Below are 24,558 nucleotides of genomic sequence, written 5' to 3' on the forward strand. Positions count from 1 at the left end.
TGTTGAGTGGTTCAGCTTAATTGTTTGTATAAAGCCTGCGTTTTAGCGGCGGTCTTCTCCCACGAAAAATGCGTAAGGCGCTGGGCACCTTTTTGTCGCATGTTCTGCCGCAAGAGGCTGTCGGTCAGTACTTTGTCAACGGACGATGCAATGGAATCAGCTTGTTCGGGATCGAAATAAACGGCCGCGTCGGCGCCCACTTCGGGCAATGAACTGCGGTTGCTCAGAATTGCCGGACAACCTGCGCTGAATGCTTCGAGCACAGGAATGCCGAACCCTTCGTTCAGCGACGGAAACACAAACGCTTCGGCCTGGTGGTAGAGTTCGTAGAGCGATAGATCAGTAATGGACCGGTAATGTACCCGCCGATCGAAACCCGACGACTGGATCATTTCTTTTTCGCTATTGGTGAATACTCCCCCGCCAGCACAGATCAGGTGAAGGTCGGAATGTTGCCGCAGCACGGGCTGAATGGCCTGAAAAAAACCGTCGAAATTTTTGTACAGGCCCCGTTTTCCCACGTAAAGCAGATACGGATGGGCACCCGGCACTACAGGTACGTGCGCCCGCTGCCGGCTGAAGGCCGTGCCAAGGTGAATGACCTCTATTTTCTGTTCGTCGACGGGAAAGAATCGTAAAATCTCCTGTTTCGAGAACTCCGATACGGCAATGATCTTATCGGCGCGGGCAAGCTGAATTTTTTTCGCTGCAGACAAGTGTTCACCTACATCGGGATACTGCTTGCCGTAGCGTTCGCTGGTGGCGTCGTGAAACGTAACAACCAGCGGCCTGTTGCCAAGATTACGCAGGAAATAATTGTGGTAGTAAGTGGGGTGAAACACAGAGTAGTCGCCGATACGTACCCGCTGATTACTGTACAACCGGTTAACGGCCGATGCCAGCCTGGATACGTTCCGCCAGTGTGATAACCCGTAACGCCGGTGACTGCTGAACGAGGCTTTGTCGAGGTATTCGTTGTTTGAAAACTGAAGCGACAGTTCAAAGTCGATATCGTCTCGATTGGCATACGCCTGCATTAGTTCGTAAAAGTACCGGGTAACTCCCCCGTAGGTCATGCCCGTGAATGCCTGATGGTCATACAGTACTTTCATCCTTTACTAACGCGTGTTTGTATTTTTCTGTGAAATCAGGCGCAAATTAGCCAAAAACACTCGGTTTTTCCTAGAATATCTATCTACCCGCCCTGCATCGGCGATCAGTTTCAAGGCTGCTTGTCAGCGATGGATGGGTCGTACAGGTACGTTGCTGATCCAGGTGCTCAGGCGATGCAGCTTCGTTACGATTGAGAATCGCCAGCCGCGCAGTAGCACAGGCTCCGGCTGCTGGCCGTAGGCGGGACGAACGGCACCTAGTTCAGGAAGCAACCGGGATTTGAGGGCGGTCTGATACATGCTTACCAATGTGCTCACATCAGGTCGTTTGGCAATGTTAAGCCGGTTCTGGCGTTGAAAGAGCCCTTCCGTTGACGATAGCAAGCCTGCGAAATCAGCCGTAAGCAGCGGAACGGGCGTCGCTTTCTGGATGACCTGCCAGCCCGCCTGACCAAGTGCCAGGTGCCGTTCCTGTACATTCCACAGGGCCACTTGCAGGCCGACGTGTTTCAGTATGCCCACCTGCTCGAAAAGGGCAGGTACGTGCATAAGCCAGAGTTGATCCAGGCATTGACCGGCGCAAAAATCGATGTGGGCCCGATCTGCGGTGCGGCTTTTCCACCAGGTTAACATCTTGCTCGTATCCGGGTGTGGCCCGAAACCAATCAGGCCGCTGCTGTATAGGCCAACGTTCTGCAGGTGCTTTTCGTCGGGCAGTCGGTTGTCGGCGGGGGGCTGCAACCAGTGTGGGCACAGCAGAATGCTGTGCCGGGCCACCTGGTCGAATACCTCGTTGAGTGAGTGGTAAACAAACGCAGACGGATCGGCGTATAACAATACTGATGGCTCTGTTTGTTGGTAGGCTACCTGAATAAAGGCTGCTTTACAGGCCGTCCGAAACTCCGTGGGCGTGTATCGGGCCGATAGGGCAGCTACATCGCTTGCCGAGCAACCAGCGTCTGCCAGGGTTAACAGCCGGTAGGGTGAAGACCAGTTGGCAGGCAGGTGATCAGGATCGTCGGCCAGACCGATTACAAACTGGCGGTCGGGATTATGCTGAGTGAAACTGGCCCCCAGCGTTAATGCCTGAGGTAATTGGGCGATGGTACAGACGGTAAGCAGCATTATTCTAAAAGATCGCCGGCGGCGGCTACGTAAGGTGCAAGCCGATTCGCATCTGCGTCGGCATAACGGTGATAACGTCCAGTAAGTAAATGTTGCATCACAGGCAACAGACGCAATAACCGGGCGTCGGGAAGCGCAGCCCGCATGGCCACGTGATTTATACGATGTTGAAGTTGTGGCAGTTCAATTGCCTGTGGACCAACGCGTGCAACGAGCATAGATAGCAACGTCTGCCAACAGGCCTGTTGCTGCTTGAAAGGCGCCAGTTTTAGTTGCCGATCCCGGTTGAAGCGGTCGCGTAACCGTACGGGCGGACCAGCATCGGGTGGGAGAACGCCAATCTGTTGGTGTGGATGAGTTCGGTAAAGCTGGAGTGGTTCAGCCACAAACCCGATCTGATTGGTAGCCGCAGCCACCAGTGCCAGCCAGCCATCATACACATAGCCCCCGGGTACGTTGGCCGGAATGGGCAGTGCCCGTGCCCTGAATGACTGTCTGAACGCCATAGCGCAGCCCATAACCCGGTTTCCGTTGAGCAATACGTGCAGGGCTTCACCGGCCTGCCATGCCTGTTGATCGTGATTGCTGAAGCGAACAACATCCCAAAACTGCCGGTTGGTGGGGGTGAGGTGGGCGTCGGCTACTGTGGCATTGCCAAATACAACGTCATGTTGTGGGTTATTGAGCAGGTAACTGGCCAGCGTGCGTGTTTTGTGGGGCAACCAGGCATCGTCCTGATCGCAGAGAAAAACAAGGTCGCCAGTGCAGGCCGCAATGGCTTTCTCGAAGTTGCCGTTATAACCCAGCGGCTTGTGATTGGTCAGACTGGTTACCCGAAATGGGGCTGTCTGACTTAGCTCCTGAAGTAAGGCGATGGTGCCATCCGTTGAGCCGTCATCGCTGACCACGACTTCGTCGGGAAGCCATTCCTGGGCCAGAAGACTAGCCCATTGCTCGCGCAGGTACGTTGCCCCATTGTAAGTACATAGGGCTACGGATAGGGTAGGGCGCTGGTCAGATGGTGTATCCATACTGCGCAAAGATAGGTCGCCAAAAATCGGTACCATGAATATCCCAGGCATGACAGCCAAAGGGGAGCTTTCCCTTATTGTAGACGGAAATGGCTCGTTCAGGATAGAATTCAACGGAGAACTGCATGGCCGTACGGAAGTCAGGTACGTTCAGATGAGGCCAGTACCGGTTTACTTCAACGCCCCAGAACACATCTTCGTTGAACTGATGCATGGTTACAGCCTCATACTTTGCCAAACGCGACTTCATCCGCCGCAACGTATGTAGCGAATGGTTGACATGGCGCAACGAGAGGCCACCATTGCCAACTCCGTTGAGCGTTACAATTTCGCGGGGTGTAATCCTGTCTTCTTTGCGAAGGTCCATCCAGATGGCTACCTGTTTTTTGGCGTTGAACCAGGCCTCTGCCCAGGGGCTGCTAAAGTCGCAGTCGCGTAGCCAGGGAGCGCCCACATAGTCGTATCCACGCTGGCACCAGTCGGCCAGTTCGTCGCGAAAAACGAAGGCATCCAACTGATAAATGAGTATGTACTCAAAGGCCGCGAAGGCTTCATAAAAAGCGGGCAGCAGCATAAGCCGGTTATAACTTAATACTGATGTAAAGTACTCGTTGCCAAAAGACTGCGTCTGAACGGAAGCTGGTACCGTCTGTAAAATTGGTGTCAGGTCGAGTGAGTCTGGCTTAACGAATGTGATGGGGTAGTGACCCAATACCCGCATGCATTGCGTTAGCGCGACGGTTTCGTAGGGAGTTAGCGTTGCTTTATAGACCGGAATGACAATACAAACGCTCACGAATTGATGGGTTATTTACCTGCAGGAGTAGACTCGATCGTGCTGATGAAGTCTGTTTCAGTAGTAAGACAAAGGTACAGACAGACGGCTTGCTCAGCTAATCCATTGGGTCAGCTTCTGAACAGGTATGTTCATAAGACGGCGTATGCTGGTGTAATAGAGTACCTGCGCCGGCTTGATGTATACGCACGGGTACGTTCGATAGGCATCGTTGCCGTTTTTAATCAGTTGATTGTGATAGAGTTGAAAAAGTGGTAGAACATCAGGTCGTTGATCAAACGTATAGCGGGTCTGGTATTTCGAGATGGCATCGGGCTTCTGAACCCCGTAGCCACTATAATGGAAAAACTGCAGCAGTACGGGTTCGCCGCCTTCTGGATTTTGTATGTACCAGTTATCGTTCTGCTTTACCACAATGCGTTCGTGGATATTCCAGTAGGCTACGTTGTACCCTTTGTGCTTCTCAATCAGAACGTTATCGTGGTAAACAGGCGCGAAATTAACCCAGTGCTGATCTACGAAGAGGCCTTCGCACAGGTCAATCCGGCATTCGTAGGTGAGCCGCTGTTTCCACCAGTCAACAAATTGCCGGGCGGTAGCGTCATTACGCAGGCCAATAAAACCAAGGTTGAAAATACCCGTGTTCAGGTGGTTTTGTTCATTCGGGGTTTCCCAATCCGGGGTGGGCGCAATCGTGTGTGGTGTCAGGACCAGACTGCTTGTTTTCAGACTATCCGCTAATCGGGTAAGTGGTTGAAAGACAATGATGTCGGGGTCGAAATAGATGACGGCCCCGGGGTTAGATTCACTGTTGAAGAAATAGTCGATGAAAAAGGGTTTCACCGCTGTGTTCAACTCGGTGATATCGTAGCGGGAACACATACCGGCAAAATCGGGTATGCCGATCGTGGCTACCTCCAGCATCGGATAATCCGGGAGCAGGTGAGCCGGCAGGTTGGCCGCTTTCAGGTCATCGACCAAGCCAATCACAAACTGCCAGTCGGGGTTGGTTTGCTTTAGTGAGTCGCCAAGCGTACGGGCCTGGGCGAGGTAGTTCACAGAGCAAATAGTAAATGCCAGTGTCATGATCAAATTTATTGGCTGTTGGTTAGGCGATGGTGTTTACTGACCAACGAACGGTATAATCCAGCTACTCTGTCTGTGGTAGTGGTTCGGGTTGTGTGGAAATCGAACTGACAAGCGCCAAAAACTGACTGGTGCTTTGCGCCAGATTATGGCGTTGCTGAATTTTTTGGCGAAGTGCTTTTCCCAGTTGCCGGCGTAGATCAGCGTCAACGACCAACCGCTGAACGGCCTGGGCCATTGAAAGCAAATCCAGGTAAGGTACTGCTATGCCTCCGTCGGTCTCCACCAATTCGGCCGCGCCGCCTGCTCCGTTGAAGCAGACCACCGGTACCCCCGACAAGCCTGCCTCCAGCATCACCAGTGGGTAAGGATCTTCGCGCGAACACAGTAAAAACAGGTCGAACCTGGCCATATACCGAAGTACGGCTGGTGTGGGGGCAACAAATCGTATCCTATCGCCAAGACCTGCTTTGGCGGCGTCGAGTGCCAGGTCGTTGTGTAGCTGTCCCGGTGGCAGGCCAACCCAGACAAAGTAAACGGCGGGTTGCCCGGCCCCTTTTGTGAGGTTGGTAAATAGCCGGGCCAGTGAGACAAACAAATCGGTTCCTTTACGCCACTCAGCGTTACCACAGCCACCTACAATAAGAGCATTGGCCGGAAGGTCGTCTAGCCCGGGTAGCGATCCGGCCTGATGATTGGCCGTATCCAGCGCCTGTTGGATGGCAGGAAGATCAATGTGTGTAAACAGCGTAATGCGGCTGGGCGAAACCTGCCAGGCGGTTTCATAATACTGGGCCGTAGCTCTGGAAACCGCCAGAATACGGGTCGCTCGCTGAAGGAGATACCGCAGGTCGTCGGGGTTGGTATACTGCTGAACCGACATAGCCAGTTCATGCACGAAGGCCAGTACAGGTACGTTGCTGCGTATTGGTAATTGCCGAAACATCTGCCCGCTGGTAACGGTGTTGACCAGAACCAGGTCAAGCGCATCGAGTTGTAATGCGCTATGCAATGCATTGCGTTGGCGAAGTTGCTGCTTGTCGGCCAGTTGTTGCCAAAGGCCGAGTTTGCCCAGTATTTTGTCGGCTGTTTGGCCAACTACATATTTTTCAGAATGGGGCCAGAGGGTAACGGTCGATAGCTGTTGGTAATCGGCCAGTAAAGGCCCGCCGTCGCCCAGGAGCAGATGGAGTGTGAAACCGTTTTCTTTCAGCTGTTGCATTAACTGAAGCAACACCAACTGAGCACCGGCCCGGTTTGCGTCGTGACCTATAAGGAGTATTGTCATGTACGTCGCGTCATGGGGTCATCAATAGTCAGGCACCTTCATGCGCCGACCTGGCGCTATAATTAACGCCTGTCTGGCAAGAGAGCAACTGCTACTTAATAGGTATCGTAGCTGGGTTGGGGTAGTTTTTTAGGCGGATTGCCGATATACACTCCCCACGGATCCGAATTCTTGTACAAGGCTGATGCCATACCCAGCAGCGTGCCTTCGGCCACCGTCAGGTAATCACGGATGGTACTGTTCACGCCGAAAAAGCAGTACGACTGAATATGACAATGCCCCGACATAACCACGTGAGACGTAAAAAAAACGTGATCGTCGATGCGGCCATGATGGCCAATGTGATTACCACTCCACATCACCACATTGTTGCCAATAGTGGTGAAAGGCTGAATGGTGTTGTCTTCCAGAATAAAGCAGTTTTCGCCAATCTGGTTGCCAAACGTAGTTGCCTTTGAGCTAACGTATGATATAAAGGTATACCCTTTTGCCTTGGCCGCCAGATACACTTTCTCGCGGTTGCGATTCATATTTCGCCCGGTCATTGGTGCGAAGAACTGGTAATCGGCGGGTGGAAACAGCGTCTCCACGTCTTCGAAAGCAACAACGGGTAACCCTTTGAACGTGTATTCTTTCAGATACTCCTGATCGACGGTGAACGCTACGACCGTGTGTTCAGAGTCGTTTGTGAGGTAGAAATGGGCTAGTTCAGCCGTATCAAGCACCCCGAAAATGATGATGTTAGCCATTGGTGAATGAGCGGATTAGTGACTGAGTGGATTAGTGGATGGCTGGATTTGACTAAATAGCTGTAATACGATTCTGCTATTTACGACGCGTTCGCTCAATTACTGATCCGCTCATTAGTAGTAAGGTCAAATTCTGTTAACAGGGGGCGGATCGTTTCTGCGTCTAGATTCATCAGCAGGTCTACGATTGACAACCAGGGAACAAATTCGCCGCCGCCGGTTTGTGGGTACGTTACCCGACGGGGCTGAATGAACCGCAACTCGCACCCGATTGGTTCAAACGCCGACTGGCTATACAACTCTGTACCCCCAATTGGGTTGATATACCGTTCGGCACCTTCCTGCCGACAAATATCGACAATTCGTTCCTGTGCTTTCAGGTGACCGTTTTCGTAAACGGTCGAAGAAGCTACTAACCGGGTAGTGATGCCGAGGTGGGTTGTCAATTCGGAGAAGCTATGAAAGATATAATCGGCAATGGTATCGGCCTGGAAATTGATGATTCGCTCGGCCATGGGCATGATTACACCATACTGTGGGGCTTTGCGGTAACTCTGTTCAATTGTTTTTAACAGTTTACCACGCCATTTAGGGTCATTGGCCAGTTCGATTTCACGAATCAACTTGTTCTGGCTCGCATCTTTCAGCGGAATGGTGAACAGATACTCGTTTCCATTGACCAACAGCCGGTTCCGGTTAACCCAGCCCCGGTTAATAAACGCTACATCGTCGTAGAATACGAATGTATCCACGGCGTTCAGCAGTTGTATGTAGCCGATATAGGGCAGCACATACGGCTGCATAATAGCTAGGGTCATGTTCTATGGTTGTTGGATCTCAGACGCCGGAAGAAGCGCAATTGCCAGAAAGGAATGCCGTTCGGGTCAGCGTCTGGCGTCTACAATCCGGTATGATTCATTTAAGCTTACGAAGGTAGTAATCCTCTCCCGGTACCACTACATACGGGGAATGTGCAGCAGCCGTATCAGTACCTAACCTGATATCGCCGGGGCGGGGAGGTATCACGTTTTTCGAGAAAAAGAGGTAAGTCGCTTCTTTCGGAATAGGTTGTACACCCTTCTCGAATGGATTGACGGGAATTAATCGCCGGGTCAGGTGCGCACCGTATAACGGGTATTCATAATCGTCGTTAATGGTGCCGAGGGCCACGGTAGCCGAATCGGGCACCAGTTCATCGAAGCGTTTATAAGGCAGGTACGTGTCGGGCCGACCCACGGTCATGACCCGCATACGATCGGCTTCAAATACGGAGGGGAATCGAGTCCCGTCGGGGGTAGTCCACGCAAAGGGAAGCGCACGAATATTCAGGAAGACGCAGCACAGGGCTGATACGGCACCAATACTCATTGCCAGTGCCACATAGCCTTTCAGCACAGGTTTACCCGCATTAGTCAGATTCAAGCGTGAATCCAAGAAGAGGAGTGGCAGGAAAAGAATGCCAAATAAGCCTGTTTCAGTGAAATACCGACCTTTGAAGGGGTCATAGGGGGCGGTGTAGGAAAGGGCAAGCAGGTGCAGTAGAATGGCTACTCCCAGGTAAACATGTGGGGTAGAGCGAACCACAAACAGCAGCGTCAGTACCAGCAATGGAATGATCAGGCCAAAACCAAGGATACCCCAGTATGGGTTGGCATTATAGAAGACAAACTTCCGTTCGAAGGTAAAGGGAACGATGGAAAAGTCAGTTTCCTCATCAAGGCGCATGTGAAGTTTGTCTTCAAGCCAGATGGCAGGCTTGCGCATGGTTCGGTTGATGCTTTCGCCAGTGGCTGTATTGCGCAGGCCGTCCAGGTTAATATGGTCGTAGGTGTATCGGATAACGTTTCGCGAACCTTGCTCGAACAGGTTGCGTAATGGTCCTGCCCGCTCAATTGATTGGTGGCGCAAGGCAGTGGGCGGGCCAATCGGGTGGCCAAATACTTCGATGTTCTTCAGATAGCCCGTTGGCAGCATCCAGAGGCATACACCTATGGCAATAGAAGCTGCCAGTTTCGCTGTTCGGGCGGCGGTTGTGGCAAAGGAGGATGACCAGAACACGGTATACACCATAATGACGAATACCGATGGGAGCAGCAGTGTAAACGTGACCTTATGGCCATAGGCAACCCCAAATGCGATACCCGCCAGATACAGATAGCGATTGTCTCGCCACGAGCTACGGGAATTTTGAGTTGTCGTTTCTGAGGTATTCTCAGAAGCGCGGTAGGCAAACAACATATACAGCAACACGCTCAGGTAAGCGGTCAGCACAATGTCGGTCTCTGTAGTGACGGCCTGCATCAGGAAATCAGGCAGTAGGCTCATGCCGAGGGCCGCCAGAAAACCAGCCGACAGGGCATTGGCCGACCCCGCCTGACCTCTCAGTTGGCTAATGCGTTGGGTAATACCAAATACCGCAACAATCGTAGTCCAGTAGGATAGATAATGAATGAGTTTAAAGCCATTCTCGAAGCGACCCGTCATCAGGTAGCCGTATATCTGGAGCGTACAGACACTTTTGGGGTACGTGTCGATATTCCAGTTGGTGCCTCCAAAATGGCGCATAGTACCGCGCTGCATGTACTGGACCACCCGGTTCAGGTGGCCAGTCATACTATCCCACTCGTTCGGAACAGTAAAGAGAACGATCGCCAGGTTCGTGATGGTCAGAACGAACAACGTTACGAAGAGGCCCGAAAACAGGAGTTTCAGGTACGTTGGCAGACCGCTAAACCATTGCTTGACCAACCGCCAACGCTCACTAACCAGAGCCAGGGGGCTATAGATAATGGGCTGATTGGCCAATGCTCGTAAGCTAAACCCAGTTACTGATGCGGTGATGAAAACGGCAAAGGCCCACACCCATTCGTGGTTGGTCTGATACAGGGCTGAAAGAACAAACCCAGTAAGAATGATGCTACTGGTGTAGATCAGGAATGAGACCAACAGCCACTCAATCAGTGAAGGGCGGGAGATACCGGCTGATAACCAGCCGGTATAGGCAATGAAGAGCAGAAGAAAAATAATCATATTATACTGCCTCAGCCAGTATGGCCTCATTAACAACCTGGCAAATCGTCTCTACATCGGCTGCTGCCAGACCCGGATATAAAGGCAGGCTAAGCACCCGGCTGGCAATGTCTTCGGAAACAGGGCAGGACTGGGCATTTTTTACAAACGGCAGCGTGTTCAGCGACGGGTAGAAATAGCGGCGCGGAACGATACCTTCGGGTGCCAGTGCGGCCACTACGTTCAGCAATGCCTGCTCAGATGATAGCACGATCGGATAATAGGCGTAGTTGTAGCGCGTCATTCCCGGCGAAAGGACAGGACGGCTAATGCGCGAAAAATCGAGCAGGCTGTTGTACTGCTCTGAAATAGTTTTTCGGGCTTCAATCAGGGCGTCTACCTTAGGCAGCACACATAACCCCATGGCTGCGTGAAACTCTGAGTTTTTAGCATTGATTCCCATGCTGTAATACTCGTCGCCATGATGGCCAAAGGTGCCGTAATGTTGCAACTTCGCTGCCAGCTCGCTATTGTGTGCGATCAGGCAACCTCCTTCTACCGTGTGAAATACTTTGGTGGCGTGGAAACTACACGTGCTGACATCACCATAGTCGAGCACTGCCCTTCCGTTATACTCGGCACCAAAGGCATGGGCTCCATCGTAAATCACTTTGAGATTATACTTCTGTGCCAGCGCCTCAATCTGCTCAATCCTACAGGCGTTTCCATATACGTGTGTGGCCAGAATTGCTTCGGTATTCTCCGTAATGAGGGGTTCTATCAGATCGGCATCGATGCAGAAATCATCGGCCCGGATATCAGCGAAAACAGGTGTGCATCCTTCCCAAAGGAGCACGTTGGTGGTGGCGCAATATGAGAATGGCGTGGTAATGACCTCTTTGGTAATGTTCAGCGCTTTCAGGGCCAACTGAATAACGATGGTGCCATTTGTGGAAAACTGCAGATTCTGAACGCCGAGATACGTCCGCATTTCGGCCTCCAGCCGCCGAACCAGCGGACCGTTGTTGGTTAAATGAACTCGTTCCCAAACACCTTCCAGGAGGCGTGTATACTCGGCAAGATCAGGTAAGTAAGATTTCGTGACATTGATCATCGGCATTGGGCGGCTAGAGACAGGCCATTGATATACGACCCGTATCGCCGTCAAAAGTACGGCGCAATCTGCGTAAAATGCTTACCGTACGTCAATGATCGGCTCCAGTGCCTGCACGCGGAAGGGGAATTGAGGCCGAACGTACCCAGGCCATTTGCCATACCAGGCTACTCCCTCGCGAAAGTCTTCAACATCGAAGGTGATACCTTCTTCCATGTTATAAAGGGGTGTGACGGTGTCCTTGACGATCATCACTGAAATGGTGTACGTGCCATCATTCAGGAAATAACCCGGAATGGTACACTCCCCCTGAATCAGCCCCTTACCGTATGCGGTTGATTCGCTGCCAACATTGAAGATGCATTCGCCAGTCAACGAGTACAGGTGCAGACTTAAATTCAAGTTAGCGCGGTCCATCATACTCCAGAACTCGAACTTAACCCGCATAGGCGTTCTAACGTCGATATGGGTTGTGCCGGCCGGGTAGTCCGGGATCAGTTCCATACGGTGCACTCTGACCAGGTCATTGCCAGGCGCTTCTTCGGGCGTATCCCACTCACGACGTAAGCGGGTGCGAGATACTTTGCTCAGATAGGAGGCCACTACCTGGTTGGTTTCACCCTGCTCAAGCAACTGGCCTTTCTCAAAATAGAGCGTTTTGTTGCATAATGCCTGAACGGCTGTCAGGTTATGGCTAACGAACAGGATCGTACGGCCACTCGCTGAACTATCGCGCATTTTGCCAAGGCTCTTCTTCTGAAAATCAGCATCGCCAACGGCCAGCACCTCATCCACGATCATGATCTCCGGATTCAAGTGGGCTGAGATGGCAAAGCCCAGACGAACGTACATTCCCGACGAATACCGCTTGACAGGTGTATCCAGGAACCGCTCAACACCGGCGAAGGAAACAATTTCGTCGAATGCTTTTCTGATTTCATCGCGCCGCATACCCAGCAGTGAACCATTCAGGTAGATGTTCTCGCGACCGGTCAGCTCCGGATGAAACCCTGTGCCTACTTCGAGCAGGCTGGCCACGCGACCTTTGATACGAACGGAGCCACTGGTGGGCTCAACAATTTTACTCAGGATTTTCAGGAGGGTAGACTTACCGGCACCGTTATGACCAACTATGCCGACCCGATCACCTTGTTCAACGGTGAAATTTACATCACGTAAGGCCCAGAACTCTTCATGCGTTACATCGTCAGTTGCTTCAGAAGAACCAAACCACCCTTTTACTGTACCAGTAATAGCGTCGCGCAGGCTGTTTGTGCCTTTGCCCCGCTTATGGTCAATGATGTAATGTTTACTTATGTTTTCTACCGTGATGACGGACATGACGTTGACAGTTAAATGTCGTCGACGAAAGTACTTTCCCGTTTACGAAAAAAGATGACTGATAAAAGTAGGCAGACTAGACTAATAGCTACCGAATATACTAAACTCTGTGGATTAAGGTGCGTTCTGCCTCCAAGTAGTGACCAGCGGAACCCATCGATAATGCCTACCATCGGGTTCATGATATAGTATTTTTCATACCACGTACCTGACACCTGCGCACTGCTGTAAGCAATTGGACAAGCATAAAAACCTACCTGAACCAGGAATGGAATTAGCTGAGCAACGTCTCGAAAACGAACATTGATAACCGCAAAAAACAGTCCGAAAGCGAAGGCGGCTAACAAGGCCAGCGCAACAAATAAAGGCATCAGCAGAATATGCCAGTCTGGAACGAACTTGTAGACGATGGCAATAACCACGAATAAGAACAGTGCAATCAGAAAATCGACCAGGCTGACGGCTACTGCGCTCAGCGGCATCAGTAAGCGCGGGAAATAGACTTTCGTGACCAGATTAGCGTTGGAGGTAATGCTTGAACTGATCTGCGTAAATGCATTGGAAAAAAACGTCCAGATAGTAATGCCCGCCAGCACCATCAACGAATACGGCACGCCCGGATCTGGCCTGAGCTTGGCCACTACGCTGAAAACGAATGCCATCACCAGCATAGTGGCCAACGGGCGAATCAGGCTCCACGAAGCGCCTAATGCCGTTTGCTTGTATCGAACAGATATGTCACGAACAGATAGTATGTATAGCAGTTCCCGGCTTTGCCAGAGATCCCGCCAGTAATACCGTTCCGGTCTACCTGCCTGAATAGTAACCTCGTGGATTCTCATTACTTAATTGGTCATCGCCGACTTTCGTAGCGTTTCACGGATAAAAATAATTACAATGCTCAATACCAGACCGATAGCGAAACCTGCCTGCATGGCTATTTTGGGTGGCGTTGTGCTATACAACGGCAGAATAACGGGCTCAATAATGGTGAACAGTGGTTGTTCACGAATTAATGACAGCTTCAGGTTATCCAGGCTGGTAACCGCCGTGTAGTACTGCTGATTCAGAAAGCCGGACGTACGGTTGAGGCGGGCTTGCCGTAGCTGACCCTCAGCCACAACCACCTGCTGGTTCTGGTTGATATAACTGGCCAACTGATCTTCGGTGCCACTCAGTCGTCTAAATAACGAATCAACGCGGTGCTCCAGAAACTTCTGCATTTCCTGCGTTTTCTTGGTCTGCTTCAGCCGGTAATCATCTTCGATAGTGACAATGTGGGTTTCAACGAAGGTTTTGGCCAGCGCTACATTTTCCATAGCCGCATTAAGTGCCATGAACGACGACTTACGTTCCAGGGGCTTAATGTACAACTCATCAACAAGCCGTCCATGAATGCCAGCCATCGCTGCAATCTCTAACTCATTATAGTCTTCCCGCTTCTTTGCCTGTTTGAATCTGAATCGGCGAAGTGGTTCGTTTTTCTCCCATTCTTTATCCAGAATGCCACTGTGTTCGATGTAATAATTCACCAATAAGGTTGGCTTTTTATTAATAACCACCGTTTTCATCAGTGTTTTTTCAATGACCGGCACCGACTTCGTGTATAACATGAAGTTTTCACCAGTGAACAGGTTCGCTTCCGGCGCTGCCTGTCCAAGACCGAACGCACTCGCCAGTGCACCTAAATCGGCCATTTGGCTACTGCCGCTTCCTCCGCCCAGATTGAAGACGATTTTGCCCACATAGACTGTCTTCTTTGTTGAGCTTTTATCAATCCAGTAACCAATAGCTCCACTGATAATAATAAGAGCGACGGCAATCTTCCAGTTGCGCTTGGCTATGTACTGAAACTTTTTTGCGCGGGCAATCACCTCGTTTGGTGAAAGCTGGTCGGGGGGGAGATTCGCCGACCCCACCTGCGAATTGATTTGATTTGGCGTGTTCATACGTTACGCTGTTTGATCACTTACCGGCTAGTAATTACCGACAAAGCAAGGAGAGTTGAAATGAGCCCTATCAATCCGCTGGCAATACCAGTCACCGTGCTGATCACCTGTTGAGGCGTCAGTGGGTTGGTCTTGCGCACCGGAATGATAACTTCGGCACCTGGCTCAACGCGAGGGTACACGTTGAAGAACATAAAGCGGCGAGTCCGGTCAACCGATCCATTGGCATACACGATAAATGCCCGTTTGCGCTGCGACCGCTCCGTGAAGCCACCTGACTGTGAAATGTAATCCTGGAACGTTTGGCCAGACCGGTATTTCACCGTTGTTGGTAGCAACACTTCGCCCTGAATACGAACTGTTTCCAGTTTTTTCGGAATTCGTAGTAAATCATCCTCTTGAAGCAGAATATCTTCCGATGAGCCCGGATTGGCCAGTATACGCTCTAGGTTGATACCAATAGACTCTTTCTTGTCAGGGTCAACCGCTTCGATTTCAACCGCTGATTTGCGGTTTACATCATCCGATAATTCGCTAACCGACCGCTGGCGTTGATCCAGTTCTTCAGGGCTAAGTTTTACCCGGCGAACCAGGGTAGCTCCTTTCACATAAGCCTGAGGTGTCAATCCGCCGGCACCAGCCACCAAATCGGAGACTTTCTGATCTTTCGTTCTGATAGGGTACTGACCTGGAAGGATTACCTCACCTTCTACAGTAGCGAACGTCTGAATTTGATAGTTTGGCGACCGACGAACGACAACCTGATCATACGGCTGTAAGTAAAACTTGCTTTCGTTGCTTAGCTCCAAATTACGGTCAATGCTAAAGCGGGAAACCTCGGCAATCTGAGCGGTAGCCGAAGTAGGATCAACGTCTTTCTTACGCCGTATAACCTCTATTTGTGCTACCGCAGCCGATTCGCGCAGACCCCCTACTTTAACTAAGGCATCTTCAAGCGTCATGTTCGAGACGTACCCAATGCTACCAGGTCTGTTCACTTCTCCCTGAATGGTGATATCACCATATTCGGCCAACTCAAACTTAGAGTTCAGAATAACCTGGTCTTCACGCTGAAGTGGCAAATCAGCGTCAGTTCCGTTGAGTATCTTGGTCAGATCAACCGTGATATTTTCGGTTGTCATGTCTTCACGAGTCCGAATGACGTTTACCCGGCCCATCAGCGCTTCACCTCGTGGACCTTCAGCGCTGGTTACCAACTCTTTCAGTGTTTTGTTCTGGTCGAGCGAATACACACCGGGACGGTAGATAGCGCCGCTGATGGTAACCTGGTTTTCGTACCGGTTCAACACCTGCTCGGCCGAAGCAATATCGCCATCCTGCATAACGAATGACTTATATTGGTCGGCCAATACATCGATTACCTTCAGCTCGCGGTTGGTCAGACGAGTAACTTTGATGCGGCTTTTATAGGCATTGGCCGTGAAACCGCCACCGTAGAAGAGTAGCTTGTCCATCGTCTCGCCGGGCAGCATCTCAAAGATGTTATTGCGGCGCGTGGTTCCCAGGAGCTCAACGTGCGATATGTAAGCTGGAATTCTGATGTTATCGTTGTCTTGCAGGCGAATGTTGTTCCGCAGTACACCCGTTAGTAGCAAATCGTATAAATCGATAGTAGCTATAACGCGGTTGTTACGAATCAGCTGAATGTTACGGAATGACCCTAACTCGCTTGGACCGCCCGACGAGTAGATCGCATTCATAGCTGACGATAACGACGAGACAGTATACGTACCTGGCTTGATAGCCTCACCCAGTACCGATACCCGTATGCTGCGTATGTTGCCAAGCGTAACTTCCAGGTACGTGTTCTTTGGTCCATAAGAGCTACTCTTGAGACCGACGTAGATCTTCGAGAGCCGCTCACTGATTCGGGCTTTTGCCGCGTCGATGGTCAGGCCGGCTACGTGAACAGGGCCGATTCCACTCGGCAGGTAGATATTTCCCTCCGGCGTTACAGTCTGCTTGATCGCATCCTGTGAATAACCATAGATATTTATATCCAACTGATCACTGGTACCCAGTACGTAATTGACCGGAGTAGCAATGTTGATATTTGGCTGAAACGTTGACGCTAACGCCGGGTTATTGAACAACTCATAGCCGTATAACTTCCGGCGGGCCGTAGCCCGTTCCTGCGCTTTGAGTGCTTCCTGATCAGATAGCACCTCGGCTTCTTTCTCTGTACCCTGCTCGTTGCTGTTGAGCGGAACATCACCCTGAATTGGCTGGCCGTTGGCATCAAGCGTTACCTGACCATTACCATTCTGGGCATCACCTGCCTGCTGACGGCCCGTGTTGCCAGTAGTGCCATTCGGATTTACATTCGCTCCCTGTTGTGAGGTACGTCCCTGCTGCGTGTTGCGGCCCGGAACCTGACCTCCGGTCTGGACCGTTCCGTTGGGGCCAACCTGCATGCCGTTTGGCAAGCGTGTGCCTGCAGGCACCTGGACCCCGGCGGGTAACTGAATAGTGCCTTGCGAACCTGAAGTTCCTTGTGAAGCGGCAGCGCCCGGGCGGCCTGTTGATACGGGTGCACTAGTGCCAGCTGCCGGAGCAACCTGAGATGAAGCAGTGGTGACCGATCCGAAAAATAACCCGATAAGCGCGATTGTGCGAGTTGTAGAACGAAGAGACTGGTCGGTAAGGCTGGCAAATAAAGAAACCCGGGAATGTTGGAATTTGGGCAATTTTTGCATATTTTTAAGATGTCAACCCCGTCATAATGGGGTTAGCTGGATGGTAATTAGTTAACGACGTTTCTTGTTTTTATGATATTTCAGCACAATCAGCGGGCAAAGTAAACGAACTTTTGCCGGATTCTAAATAGTTTTCTAGCAAGTGGAGGCCTGGACCCCTTTGGTAGCATGGGTATAATTTTTCCAATTTGCTGTAGACGGCCGCAAACCGGTTTACGGCCTGTTTTTTGAAGAACCCTCGATTTCGTTCATTATGGCAGAACAAACGCAGCCAACCGTACAGTACAACGAAGATAGTATCCGCTCGCTCGATTGGCGGGAGCATATCCGACTACGGCCGGGTATGTACATTGGTAAATTAGGCGATGGAGCCGCTGCCGATGATGGAATTTATGTGCTCCTGAAAGAAACGATCGACAATTCCATCGATGAACACGTAATGGGCAATGGTAAGGTTATCGATATCAAGGTAACCGATCATCGCATTGAGGTTCGCGATTACGGCCGGGGTATTCCACTCGGGAAAGTAGTTGAGGTAGTATCGAAAATAAATACCGGCGGCAAATATGATTCAGGGGCTTTTCAAAAGTCAGTTGGATTGAATGGCGTTGGTACGAAAGCAGTAAATGCCCTGTCAAGTTTTTTTCGGATTCAGTCGTTTCGGGAAGGGAAAACCGTTTGGGCTGAATTTGAGCGCGGCGTGCTGGTACGGCAGGGCGAAGAAGTAACGAATCAGCGTAACGGTACATTGTCGGTGTTTGAACCTGATGATACCGTATTTAAAAATTACCACTACCGCGGGCAGTTTGTTTCAGATATGCTCTGGAACTACTGTTACCTGAATGCGGGGCTGGTTATGAATTTCAACGGTCAGAAGTTCATCTCGCAAAATGGGCTGCTCGATCTGTTGCGTAGTAAGCACAAGGAAGACGATCTGCGGTACCCGATCATACACCTGAAAGGGAATGACATTGAACTGGCCGTTAGTCATGGCAGCCAGTATGGTGAAGAATACCACTCGTTCGTAAACGGGCAATACACCACTCAGGGCGGTACACACCAGAATGCCCTGAAGGAAGCCTTCGTGAAAACCATCCGCGATCACTTCGGTAAAGATTATGACGCGGCCGATATCCGGGCGAGTGTTGTCGCTGCCATCAGCATACGGGTGCAGGAGCCCGTTTTTGAGTCGCAAACGAAAACCAAACTGGGTTCTGTGAATATGGCCCCCGATGACAGCGCTCCATCGGTGCGTTCGTTCGTTATGGATTTCCTGAAAGAACGGCTCGATAACTTCCTGCATATGAATGCGGGGGTGAAAGATGCGCTTAAACGGCGGATCGAACAGTCGGAACGGGAGCGGAAAGAACTGGCAGGAATCAAGAAACTGGCTAATGAACGGGCTAAAAAAGCCAGCCTGCATAATAAAAAGCTGCGCGACTGCCGGGTGCATCTGCCCGATCTAAAATCGGAGGATCGTCTGAACACAACGCTGTTCATTACGGAAGGAGACTCGGCCAGTGGTTCGATCACCAAAAGCCGGAACGTACAAACACAGGCCGTGTTTAGTTTGCGTGGTAAACCGCTGAACTGCTTTGGCCTGACCAAAAAGGTCGTGTACGAAAATGAAGAGTTCAACCTGCTTCAACATGCGCTCGACATTGAAGAAGGGCTGGAAACGCTGCGTTACAGCCGCATTGTGATTGCTACCGACGCCGATGTGGATGGAATGCACATTCGGCTGCTGATGTTGACGTTCTTCCTGCAATTCTTCCCCGATCTGGTGCGGAATGGCCACCTGTATATTCTGGAAACGCCGTTGTTCCGGGTACGTAATCCAAAAAACCACAAAGAGACAGCCTATTGCTATTCGGAAGAAGAAAAGCAGACAGCCACGAATAAACTGACAAAAGGGGGCAAGAAAGTCGAGATCACGCGGTTCAAGGGCCTCGGCGAAATATCGCCCGATGAGTTCGGCCTGTTTATTGGCGAAGATATGCGTCTGGAGCCGGTGATTATGGAGAAAGATGCGTCGGTACCTAAACTGCTTAGCTACTACATGGGAAAAAACACGCCCGACCGCCAGCGCTTTATTATCGATAATCTCCGCGTTGAAAAAGATGTTGAAGATGTTGCGCTAGTGTAGAATTAGAAATTGGGAAGTAGGAAAGAGGCTCTGCTGAATACCAAATGGTGGTTGGCAGAGCCTCATTCTTAATTCCCAATTCTTAATTTTACGCCATGACCCTCGAATCACTCCGTACTGACATTGACGCCCTCGACGATCAGGTTCTGGCTTTGCTGAATCAGCGAATGGAACTGGTAAGGCACGTAGGCGAATTGAAACGCTCAACCAACTCGATCATTTATCGCCCCGAACGCGAACGCCAGATCATTGACCGGCTGGTGGCCCAAAACAGCGGCCCGTTGAACGAAGCCGCTATTGAAGCCATATTTCTGGAAGTATTTGCCGTTGCCCGTAATATGGAACTGCCCGAACGGGTGGCCTATCTGGGGCCGGAAGGGAGCTTTACACACCAGTGTGCCGAAGGCCGGTTTGGTGCGTTGAGTGCCTATACCGCTCTGCCAACCATTCGCTCGGTGTTTGAAAGCGTAGAGACTGGCCGGGCGCGGTTTGGCGTGGTGCCGATCGAGAATAACCAGGAAGGTGTCGTAAACGAAACCATCGACCTGCTTAATGAACGGGATATCAGCATTGCGGCAGAAGCCCACATCCCGGTTCATTTCACGTTTGCTACTCAAACAGAAGACCTGTCTGAACTGAAATATATTTACTCGAAAGACATTGCTTTCCGGCAGTGTAGTAAATTTTTGCAGGATACGTTCGACGGCATGAAAGTAGAGCTCGTGCCGGTCGAATCGACGTCGAAAGCGGCGAAGTTGGCAGCCCAGCAACCCCACTCGGCGGCTATTTGCTCACACATTGCCGCCAAACTGTTTGGTGTGCCGGTTTTGTTCGACAACATCGAAGACAGTGACCTGAACCGTACCCGCTTTCTCATTCTGGCCAAAAACTTCCAGAACCAACCGAGCGGTCAGGATAAGACCACGCTGATTGCCCGCCTGCCGGAGACCATGAAGCCGGGTGTGCTGGCTACGTTTCTGCAGGAGTTCAACGAGCGAAGCATCAACATCACCAAAATTGAAAGCAGACCATTACGCAATGGTGCCACGTTTCAGTACTGGTTTTTACTGGAATGCGAAGGACACGCACAGGAACCAGCGCTAAAAGAAATTTTGCGTAAACACGCCACTGAGCTAAAATGTCTGGGTAGCTACGTGCGCGTTTCGTAATGCTGGTAGGGAATAGCACCTTTGTAAAAGACATCGCCAATGGGTTTCATGTTGAAGCGCTCGTAGAACGCTGCCGCCGACAAGCGCGCGTCACAACAGATCGTTTCTGCACCTAACCGCTTCGCTTCCTCGAAGACATGCCGTAGTAGCAACGTACCCAGCCCCTTATTTTGGTGGTTGGGTTGGGTGGCGAACTTGCGAAAACGAGCAGCCGTTCCGGTAACGAAAAGCGAAATCACGGCAACCAGTTCATCGTCCAGGTACGTTCCGTAATGATGACCTGTTTCGTCATTGTCGATACGAACATAATCCAGGGGTTTCTCTGGCCAGAGAACCGAATGACGGAGTGGGTAGGTGTCGGCGGCCGTGATGGGGGAAATGCGACTAAACATTACTCAGAGATGTACTTGATCGTATGGCAAGTACGTTCACAATGGCCAACTAAAAAAGAATGGGGCTGTTAATCAACTATAGCACTTTATAACCTTCAACATGATTGCACTCATCACAGGCGCATCGTCGGGTATTGGCTGGGCCACAGCCGAAGCCCTTGCCAAACTCAAGTACAACCTCATTCTGTGCGGTCGTCGCCAGGAAAAACTTGACGAACTGGCTAAACAGCTATCCGTTGATACGCATACGCTTGTTTTTGATGTTCGCAACAATGAATCCGTAGCCACTGCCCTTACTTCGTTGCCCGAAAATTGGCAGTCGATTGATGTACTGGTCAACAACGCCGGGAATGCATACGGTATGTCGCCCATTCAGGATGGCGATGTGGCCGACTGGGATGCCATGATTGACGGAAATATACAGGGGCTTCTCTACGTATCGAAGGCTATAGTTCCGGGGATGGTGAGTCGCCAGCGGGGGCATATCGTGAATATGAGCAGTATTGCCGGCAAGCAGACCTATGCCAACGGGGCCGTTTATTGTGCCAGTAAGGCAGCAGTTGAAGCCATCAGCACAGGTATGCGGCTCGACCTTACCCAACACGGAATAAAAGTGACCAACATTGCGCCTGGTGCCGTAGAAACCGATTTCTCGACGGTTCGTTTCAAGGGCGATAAAGCCCGCGCTGCGCAGGTATACGCTGGTTTCGACGCCTTGCAGGCTGCCGATATTGCGGATACAGTTGCCTATGCCGTGTCGGCGCCGGCCCACGTAACCATTGCTGACATCACGATCTTAGCGGCTGCCCAATCGGCGGCTACAACCATTCACCGGAAATAGAAGGGTTTTAGCCCCACTAACCATGAATATCAACGGACCGGGTAAAGAACAGCATACGTACGATGCCATCGTTATTGGATCTGGTATCAGTGGAGGTTGGGCCGCTAAGGAACTAACGGGTAAAGGCCTGCGTACGCTTGTGCTGGAGCGGGGCCGCGAGGTGAAGCACATCGACGACTATCCGACGGCGCTGAACAATCCATGGGATTTTCCGCACCGTAACCGGATGCCGCTGGCGTTCGATGAACAAAACCCGATTGCCACAAAATGCTACGCGCTTGACGAAGGCACCCAGCACTTTTTTGTTAAAGACAACGAGCATCCGTATGTTCAGGAAAAGCCGTTCGATTGGATCAAAGGGTATCAGGTGGGTGGTAAATCGCTGATATGGGCCCGACAGACCCAACGCTGGAGTAAATACGATTTTGAAGCCAACGCCCGTGACGGCGCTGCTATTGACTGGCCTATCCGCTACGATGACATTGCCCCCTGGTATAGCCACGTAGAGCGATTTGCGGGAATCAGTGGTAACAAGGATGGCCTTGATACACTTCCTGACGGTGAATTTCTGAAACCCTGGGAGTTGAACTGTGTGGAGAAAGAGGTACAGAAAACGGTAGCGTCACTCTACAAAGACAGGTACGTTATCATTGGTCGTTGTGCGCACCTTACTGAACCACAACAAATTCATTTCGACCAGGGGAGGGCCCAGTGTCAGGCCCGTCATCTTTGCTATAGGGGGTGCCCTTTCGGCGGGTATTTTAGTAGTAATTCGTCAACACTGCCGTGGGCAGCAAAGACCGGTAAATTGACGTTGCGTCCCTTTTCAGTGGTTGAGTCAATCCTATATGATGAATCGAAAGGGAAAGCAACCGGTGTTCGGGTGGTTGACACCAATACAAAGCAGGTAACAGAATACTTTGCGCGTATCATCTTCGTGAATGCCGCTGCCCTCAATACGAATCTGATACTGCTCAACTCCCGATCGCACCGCTTTCCGAATGGCCTTGGCAACGATAATGGCCTGTTGGGTAGGTACGTTGCCTTTCACAATTATCGTGGCTCACTAAACGCCACGCACGAAGGTTTTGCAGACGGCTACTATTATGGTCGCCGGCCAACTACTGCCTTCATGCCGAATTTCCGGAATGTACATCGGCAGGAAACCGACTTCTTGCGGGGTTACATGGTGGCATTCAGCGCTAGTCGGGGGCAAGGTGTTGCAGGTGAGGCTAGTTTCGGAGCCGAGTTAAAGGAAAACATGACAAAGCCGGGTCCGTGGCACACCTACATGATGATGCAGGGCGAAACTGTGCCCCGCTACGATAACCACGTGCGGTTGAGCGCAGACAAAAAAGACCAATGGGGCATTCCGCAACTGGTAACGTCAATCGGGTACACAGAGAACGACGAGAAAATGCTGAACGACTTTCTCGAGCAGGGTACATATATGCTTGAGCAGTCAGGTCATGTGGCTATCCGGCCTTCCGACGACAAGCGAAATCCTGGCCTGGACATTCATGAAATGGGGGGCGTACGCATGGGTCACGATCCTAAAACGTCGCTGCTGAATGCTCATAATCAGCTACATACGGCCAGAAACGTGTTTGTGACCGATGGCGCGGCAATGACTAGTACAAGCACGCAGAACCCATCGATAACATTTATGGCATTAACGGCCCGTGCTGCCAATTTTGCCGTTGCTGAATTGAAGCGGAAGAATTTGTGATCAATCCAGTTTGGTCATGATTTTCGGGTACTCACCCCGATGGTGTTTCCAGCGCTTGTGCGACCAGAGCCAGTTAGATGGCTGTCGGCGGATGGTCTCGGTCAGTTTGTCGCGGTACCGTTCCAGAATCTCACCGTAGGGCAGGTCGGTGTAGGGCGGTGCTGCCAACAGAACAAATGTGGCTTTGTAATAGCCTCGTCTTTCCCGTACCAGATCCAGATAAAAAACGGGTAATTGCTGGCTGCGTGCCAGCCGCTCCGTACCCGGGAAAAAAGGCGTGTCGCGATTGAAAAAGTTGGTCCAGTAAGCCACTTCAGGGATGTTGGGCATCTGGTCAGCAACGAGCGCAATGATCCGTGGTATGCTCCGACGGGCAACCATCTCGCGCGGTAGCCGGTTCATCGGAATCAAATACGCCCCAAACTTGCCGCGAATTTGCTGCATCATCTGCTCTGAGGCGTGATTATGTAGAGGTTTATATACGCAATCAACGGCAATGCCATTAACAAGAGTAGCGGCAGGTACCCACTCCCAGTTACACTGGTGGCCTGCTGCGCCCAATAGGGTCTGTCCTTCTTTCAAATAGTTACGTACCTGCTCGCCATTGACCACCGTTACCCGTTTGCGCATTTCGTCGGCCGACATTGCAGGTAGCTTGATCGTTTCAACGATCAGGTCGCAAAAGTTACGATAAAAGCCCCGCGCCAGTCGACTTATATGGGCTTCCGATTCATCGGGAAATGCATGCCGAAGGTTATCAAGAATAACCCGCCGCCGGTAGCGTATGATGTATGCAGTCAGGATAAACAAGACATCTGACAGGCGATAAAGAATATAAAAAGGCAGGCGGGCAATAAGGTTCAAAATGATCATGATCAGCAAAGATAAGCAGGAGTGAAGCCATCATTGACTGGCAGCATTTAGCCCATCGACCACTTGCCATTAAATAAGTAATGCATATTTT

General features: G+C 51.1%; 20 protein-coding genes. 4 read left to right on the forward strand and 16 right to left on the reverse strand.

What is annotated here, in order from left to right:
• Positions 1 to 11: 11 nt before the first annotated feature.
• The 14 genes from J2I46_RS27770 to J2I46_RS27835 form a co-directional block, all read right to left on the reverse strand.
• Complete coding sequence (locus J2I46_RS27770; RefSeq protein WP_207332364.1) at positions 12 to 1,112, reverse strand: glycosyltransferase family 4 protein; 1,101 nt, start codon at positions 1,110 to 1,112, stop codon at positions 12 to 14.
• A 123-nt stretch (positions 1,113 to 1,235) separates the two neighbouring features.
• Complete coding sequence (locus J2I46_RS27775; RefSeq protein WP_207332365.1) at positions 1,236 to 2,237, reverse strand: hypothetical protein; 1,002 nt, start codon at positions 2,235 to 2,237, stop codon at positions 1,236 to 1,238.
• On the reverse strand, positions 2,237 to 3,268 hold the full coding sequence (locus tag J2I46_RS27780) for a glycosyltransferase family 2 protein (RefSeq protein WP_207332366.1): 1,032 nt from the start codon (positions 3,266 to 3,268) through the stop codon (positions 2,237 to 2,239). The genes J2I46_RS27775 and J2I46_RS27780 overlap by 1 nt, the downstream gene beginning before the upstream one ends.
• A complete protein-coding gene (locus J2I46_RS27785) occupies positions 3,252 to 4,064 on the reverse strand; it encodes a DUF5672 family protein (RefSeq protein WP_310589092.1) in 813 nt (270 codons plus the stop codon). The genes J2I46_RS27780 and J2I46_RS27785 overlap by 17 nt, the downstream gene beginning before the upstream one ends.
• A 93-nt stretch (positions 4,065 to 4,157) precedes the next feature.
• Positions 4,158 to 5,150 carry a glycosyl transferase gene (locus tag J2I46_RS27790; protein WP_207332367.1) on the reverse strand — a complete coding sequence of 331 codons (993 nt, stop codon included), beginning with the start codon at positions 5,148 to 5,150 and terminating at the stop codon, positions 4,158 to 4,160.
• 64 nt (positions 5,151 to 5,214) lie between these two features.
• Complete coding sequence (locus tag J2I46_RS27795) at positions 5,215 to 6,438, reverse strand: glycosyltransferase family 4 protein (protein WP_207332368.1); 1,224 nt, start codon at positions 6,436 to 6,438, stop codon at positions 5,215 to 5,217.
• 95 nt (positions 6,439 to 6,533) lie between these two features.
• Positions 6,534 to 7,187: an acetyltransferase gene (locus tag J2I46_RS27800; protein ID WP_207332369.1), complete on the reverse strand. Its 654-nt coding sequence runs from the start codon at positions 7,185 to 7,187 to the stop codon at positions 6,534 to 6,536.
• Between the two features lie 95 nt (positions 7,188 to 7,282).
• Entirely contained in the window at positions 7,283 to 8,005 is a 723-nt protein-coding gene (locus tag J2I46_RS27805) for a WbqC family protein (protein WP_207332370.1), read from the reverse strand.
• A gap of 97 nt (positions 8,006 to 8,102) precedes the next feature.
• A complete protein-coding gene (locus J2I46_RS27810) occupies positions 8,103 to 10,217 on the reverse strand; it encodes a protein O-mannosyl-transferase family (protein WP_207332371.1) in 2,115 nt (704 codons plus the stop codon).
• Between the two features lies 1 nt (position 10,218).
• Positions 10,219 to 11,310, reverse strand: coding sequence for a DegT/DnrJ/EryC1/StrS family aminotransferase (locus J2I46_RS27815; RefSeq protein ID WP_207332372.1), 1,092 nt, complete (start codon positions 11,308 to 11,310; stop codon positions 10,219 to 10,221).
• A gap of 81 nt (positions 11,311 to 11,391) precedes the next feature.
• Positions 11,392 to 12,651, reverse strand: coding sequence for an ABC transporter ATP-binding protein (locus tag J2I46_RS27820; protein ID WP_207332373.1), 1,260 nt, complete (start codon positions 12,649 to 12,651; stop codon positions 11,392 to 11,394).
• Between the two features lie 11 nt (positions 12,652 to 12,662).
• Complete coding sequence (locus J2I46_RS27825) at positions 12,663 to 13,493, reverse strand: ABC transporter permease (RefSeq protein WP_207332374.1); 831 nt, start codon at positions 13,491 to 13,493, stop codon at positions 12,663 to 12,665.
• 3 nt (positions 13,494 to 13,496) lie between these two features.
• The gene (locus tag J2I46_RS27830) at positions 13,497 to 14,600 is read right to left on the reverse strand and encodes a GumC domain-containing protein (protein ID WP_207332375.1); all 1,104 of its coding nucleotides are present in this window, start codon (positions 14,598 to 14,600) and stop codon (positions 13,497 to 13,499) included.
• Positions 14,601 to 14,620: 20 nt separating this feature from the next.
• A complete protein-coding gene (locus tag J2I46_RS27835; protein WP_207332376.1) occupies positions 14,621 to 17,317 on the reverse strand; it encodes a polysaccharide biosynthesis/export family protein in 2,697 nt (898 codons plus the stop codon).
• A 253-nt stretch (positions 17,318 to 17,570) separates the two neighbouring features.
• On the opposite strand from J2I46_RS27835, the gene J2I46_RS27840 reads away from it, so the two are divergent.
• Both J2I46_RS27840 and pheA read left to right on the forward strand, forming a co-directional pair.
• Positions 17,571 to 19,463, forward strand: a complete 1,893-nt coding sequence (locus J2I46_RS27840) for a DNA topoisomerase IV subunit B (protein WP_207332377.1) — start codon at positions 17,571 to 17,573, stop codon at positions 19,461 to 19,463.
• Positions 19,464 to 19,558: 95 nt separating this feature from the next.
• Positions 19,559 to 20,632, forward strand: coding sequence for a prephenate dehydratase (pheA, locus tag J2I46_RS27845; RefSeq protein WP_207332378.1), 1,074 nt, complete (start codon positions 19,559 to 19,561; stop codon positions 20,630 to 20,632).
• On the opposite strand, the gene J2I46_RS27850 is transcribed toward pheA, so the two are convergent.
• Positions 20,614 to 21,024, reverse strand: a complete 411-nt coding sequence (locus J2I46_RS27850; protein WP_207332379.1) for a GNAT family N-acetyltransferase — start codon at positions 21,022 to 21,024, stop codon at positions 20,614 to 20,616. The two genes, pheA and J2I46_RS27850, sit on opposite strands and share 19 nt — an antisense overlap.
• Positions 21,025 to 21,124: 100 nt before the next feature.
• Here J2I46_RS27850 and J2I46_RS27855 point away from each other — a divergent pair, with 100 nt between their 5' ends.
• Both J2I46_RS27855 and J2I46_RS27860 read left to right on the forward strand, forming a co-directional pair.
• Positions 21,125 to 21,865, forward strand: a complete 741-nt coding sequence (locus J2I46_RS27855) for an SDR family NAD(P)-dependent oxidoreductase (RefSeq protein ID WP_207332380.1) — start codon at positions 21,125 to 21,127, stop codon at positions 21,863 to 21,865.
• 22 nt (positions 21,866 to 21,887) lie between these two features.
• The gene (locus J2I46_RS27860) at positions 21,888 to 23,594 is read left to right on the forward strand and encodes a GMC oxidoreductase (protein WP_207332381.1); all 1,707 of its coding nucleotides are present in this window, start codon (positions 21,888 to 21,890) and stop codon (positions 23,592 to 23,594) included.
• On the opposite strand, the gene J2I46_RS27865 is transcribed toward J2I46_RS27860, so the two are convergent.
• Positions 23,595 to 24,467 carry a lysophospholipid acyltransferase family protein gene (locus J2I46_RS27865; RefSeq protein ID WP_207332382.1) on the reverse strand — a complete coding sequence of 291 codons (873 nt, stop codon included), beginning with the start codon at positions 24,465 to 24,467 and terminating at the stop codon, positions 23,595 to 23,597. It lies immediately after the preceding gene.
• Positions 24,468 to 24,558 lie beyond the last annotated feature (91 nt).

This window comes from Fibrella forsythiae, from assembly GCF_017353175.1.
Classification (GTDB): Bacteria; Bacteroidota; Bacteroidia; order Cytophagales; family Spirosomataceae; genus Fibrella; species Fibrella forsythiae.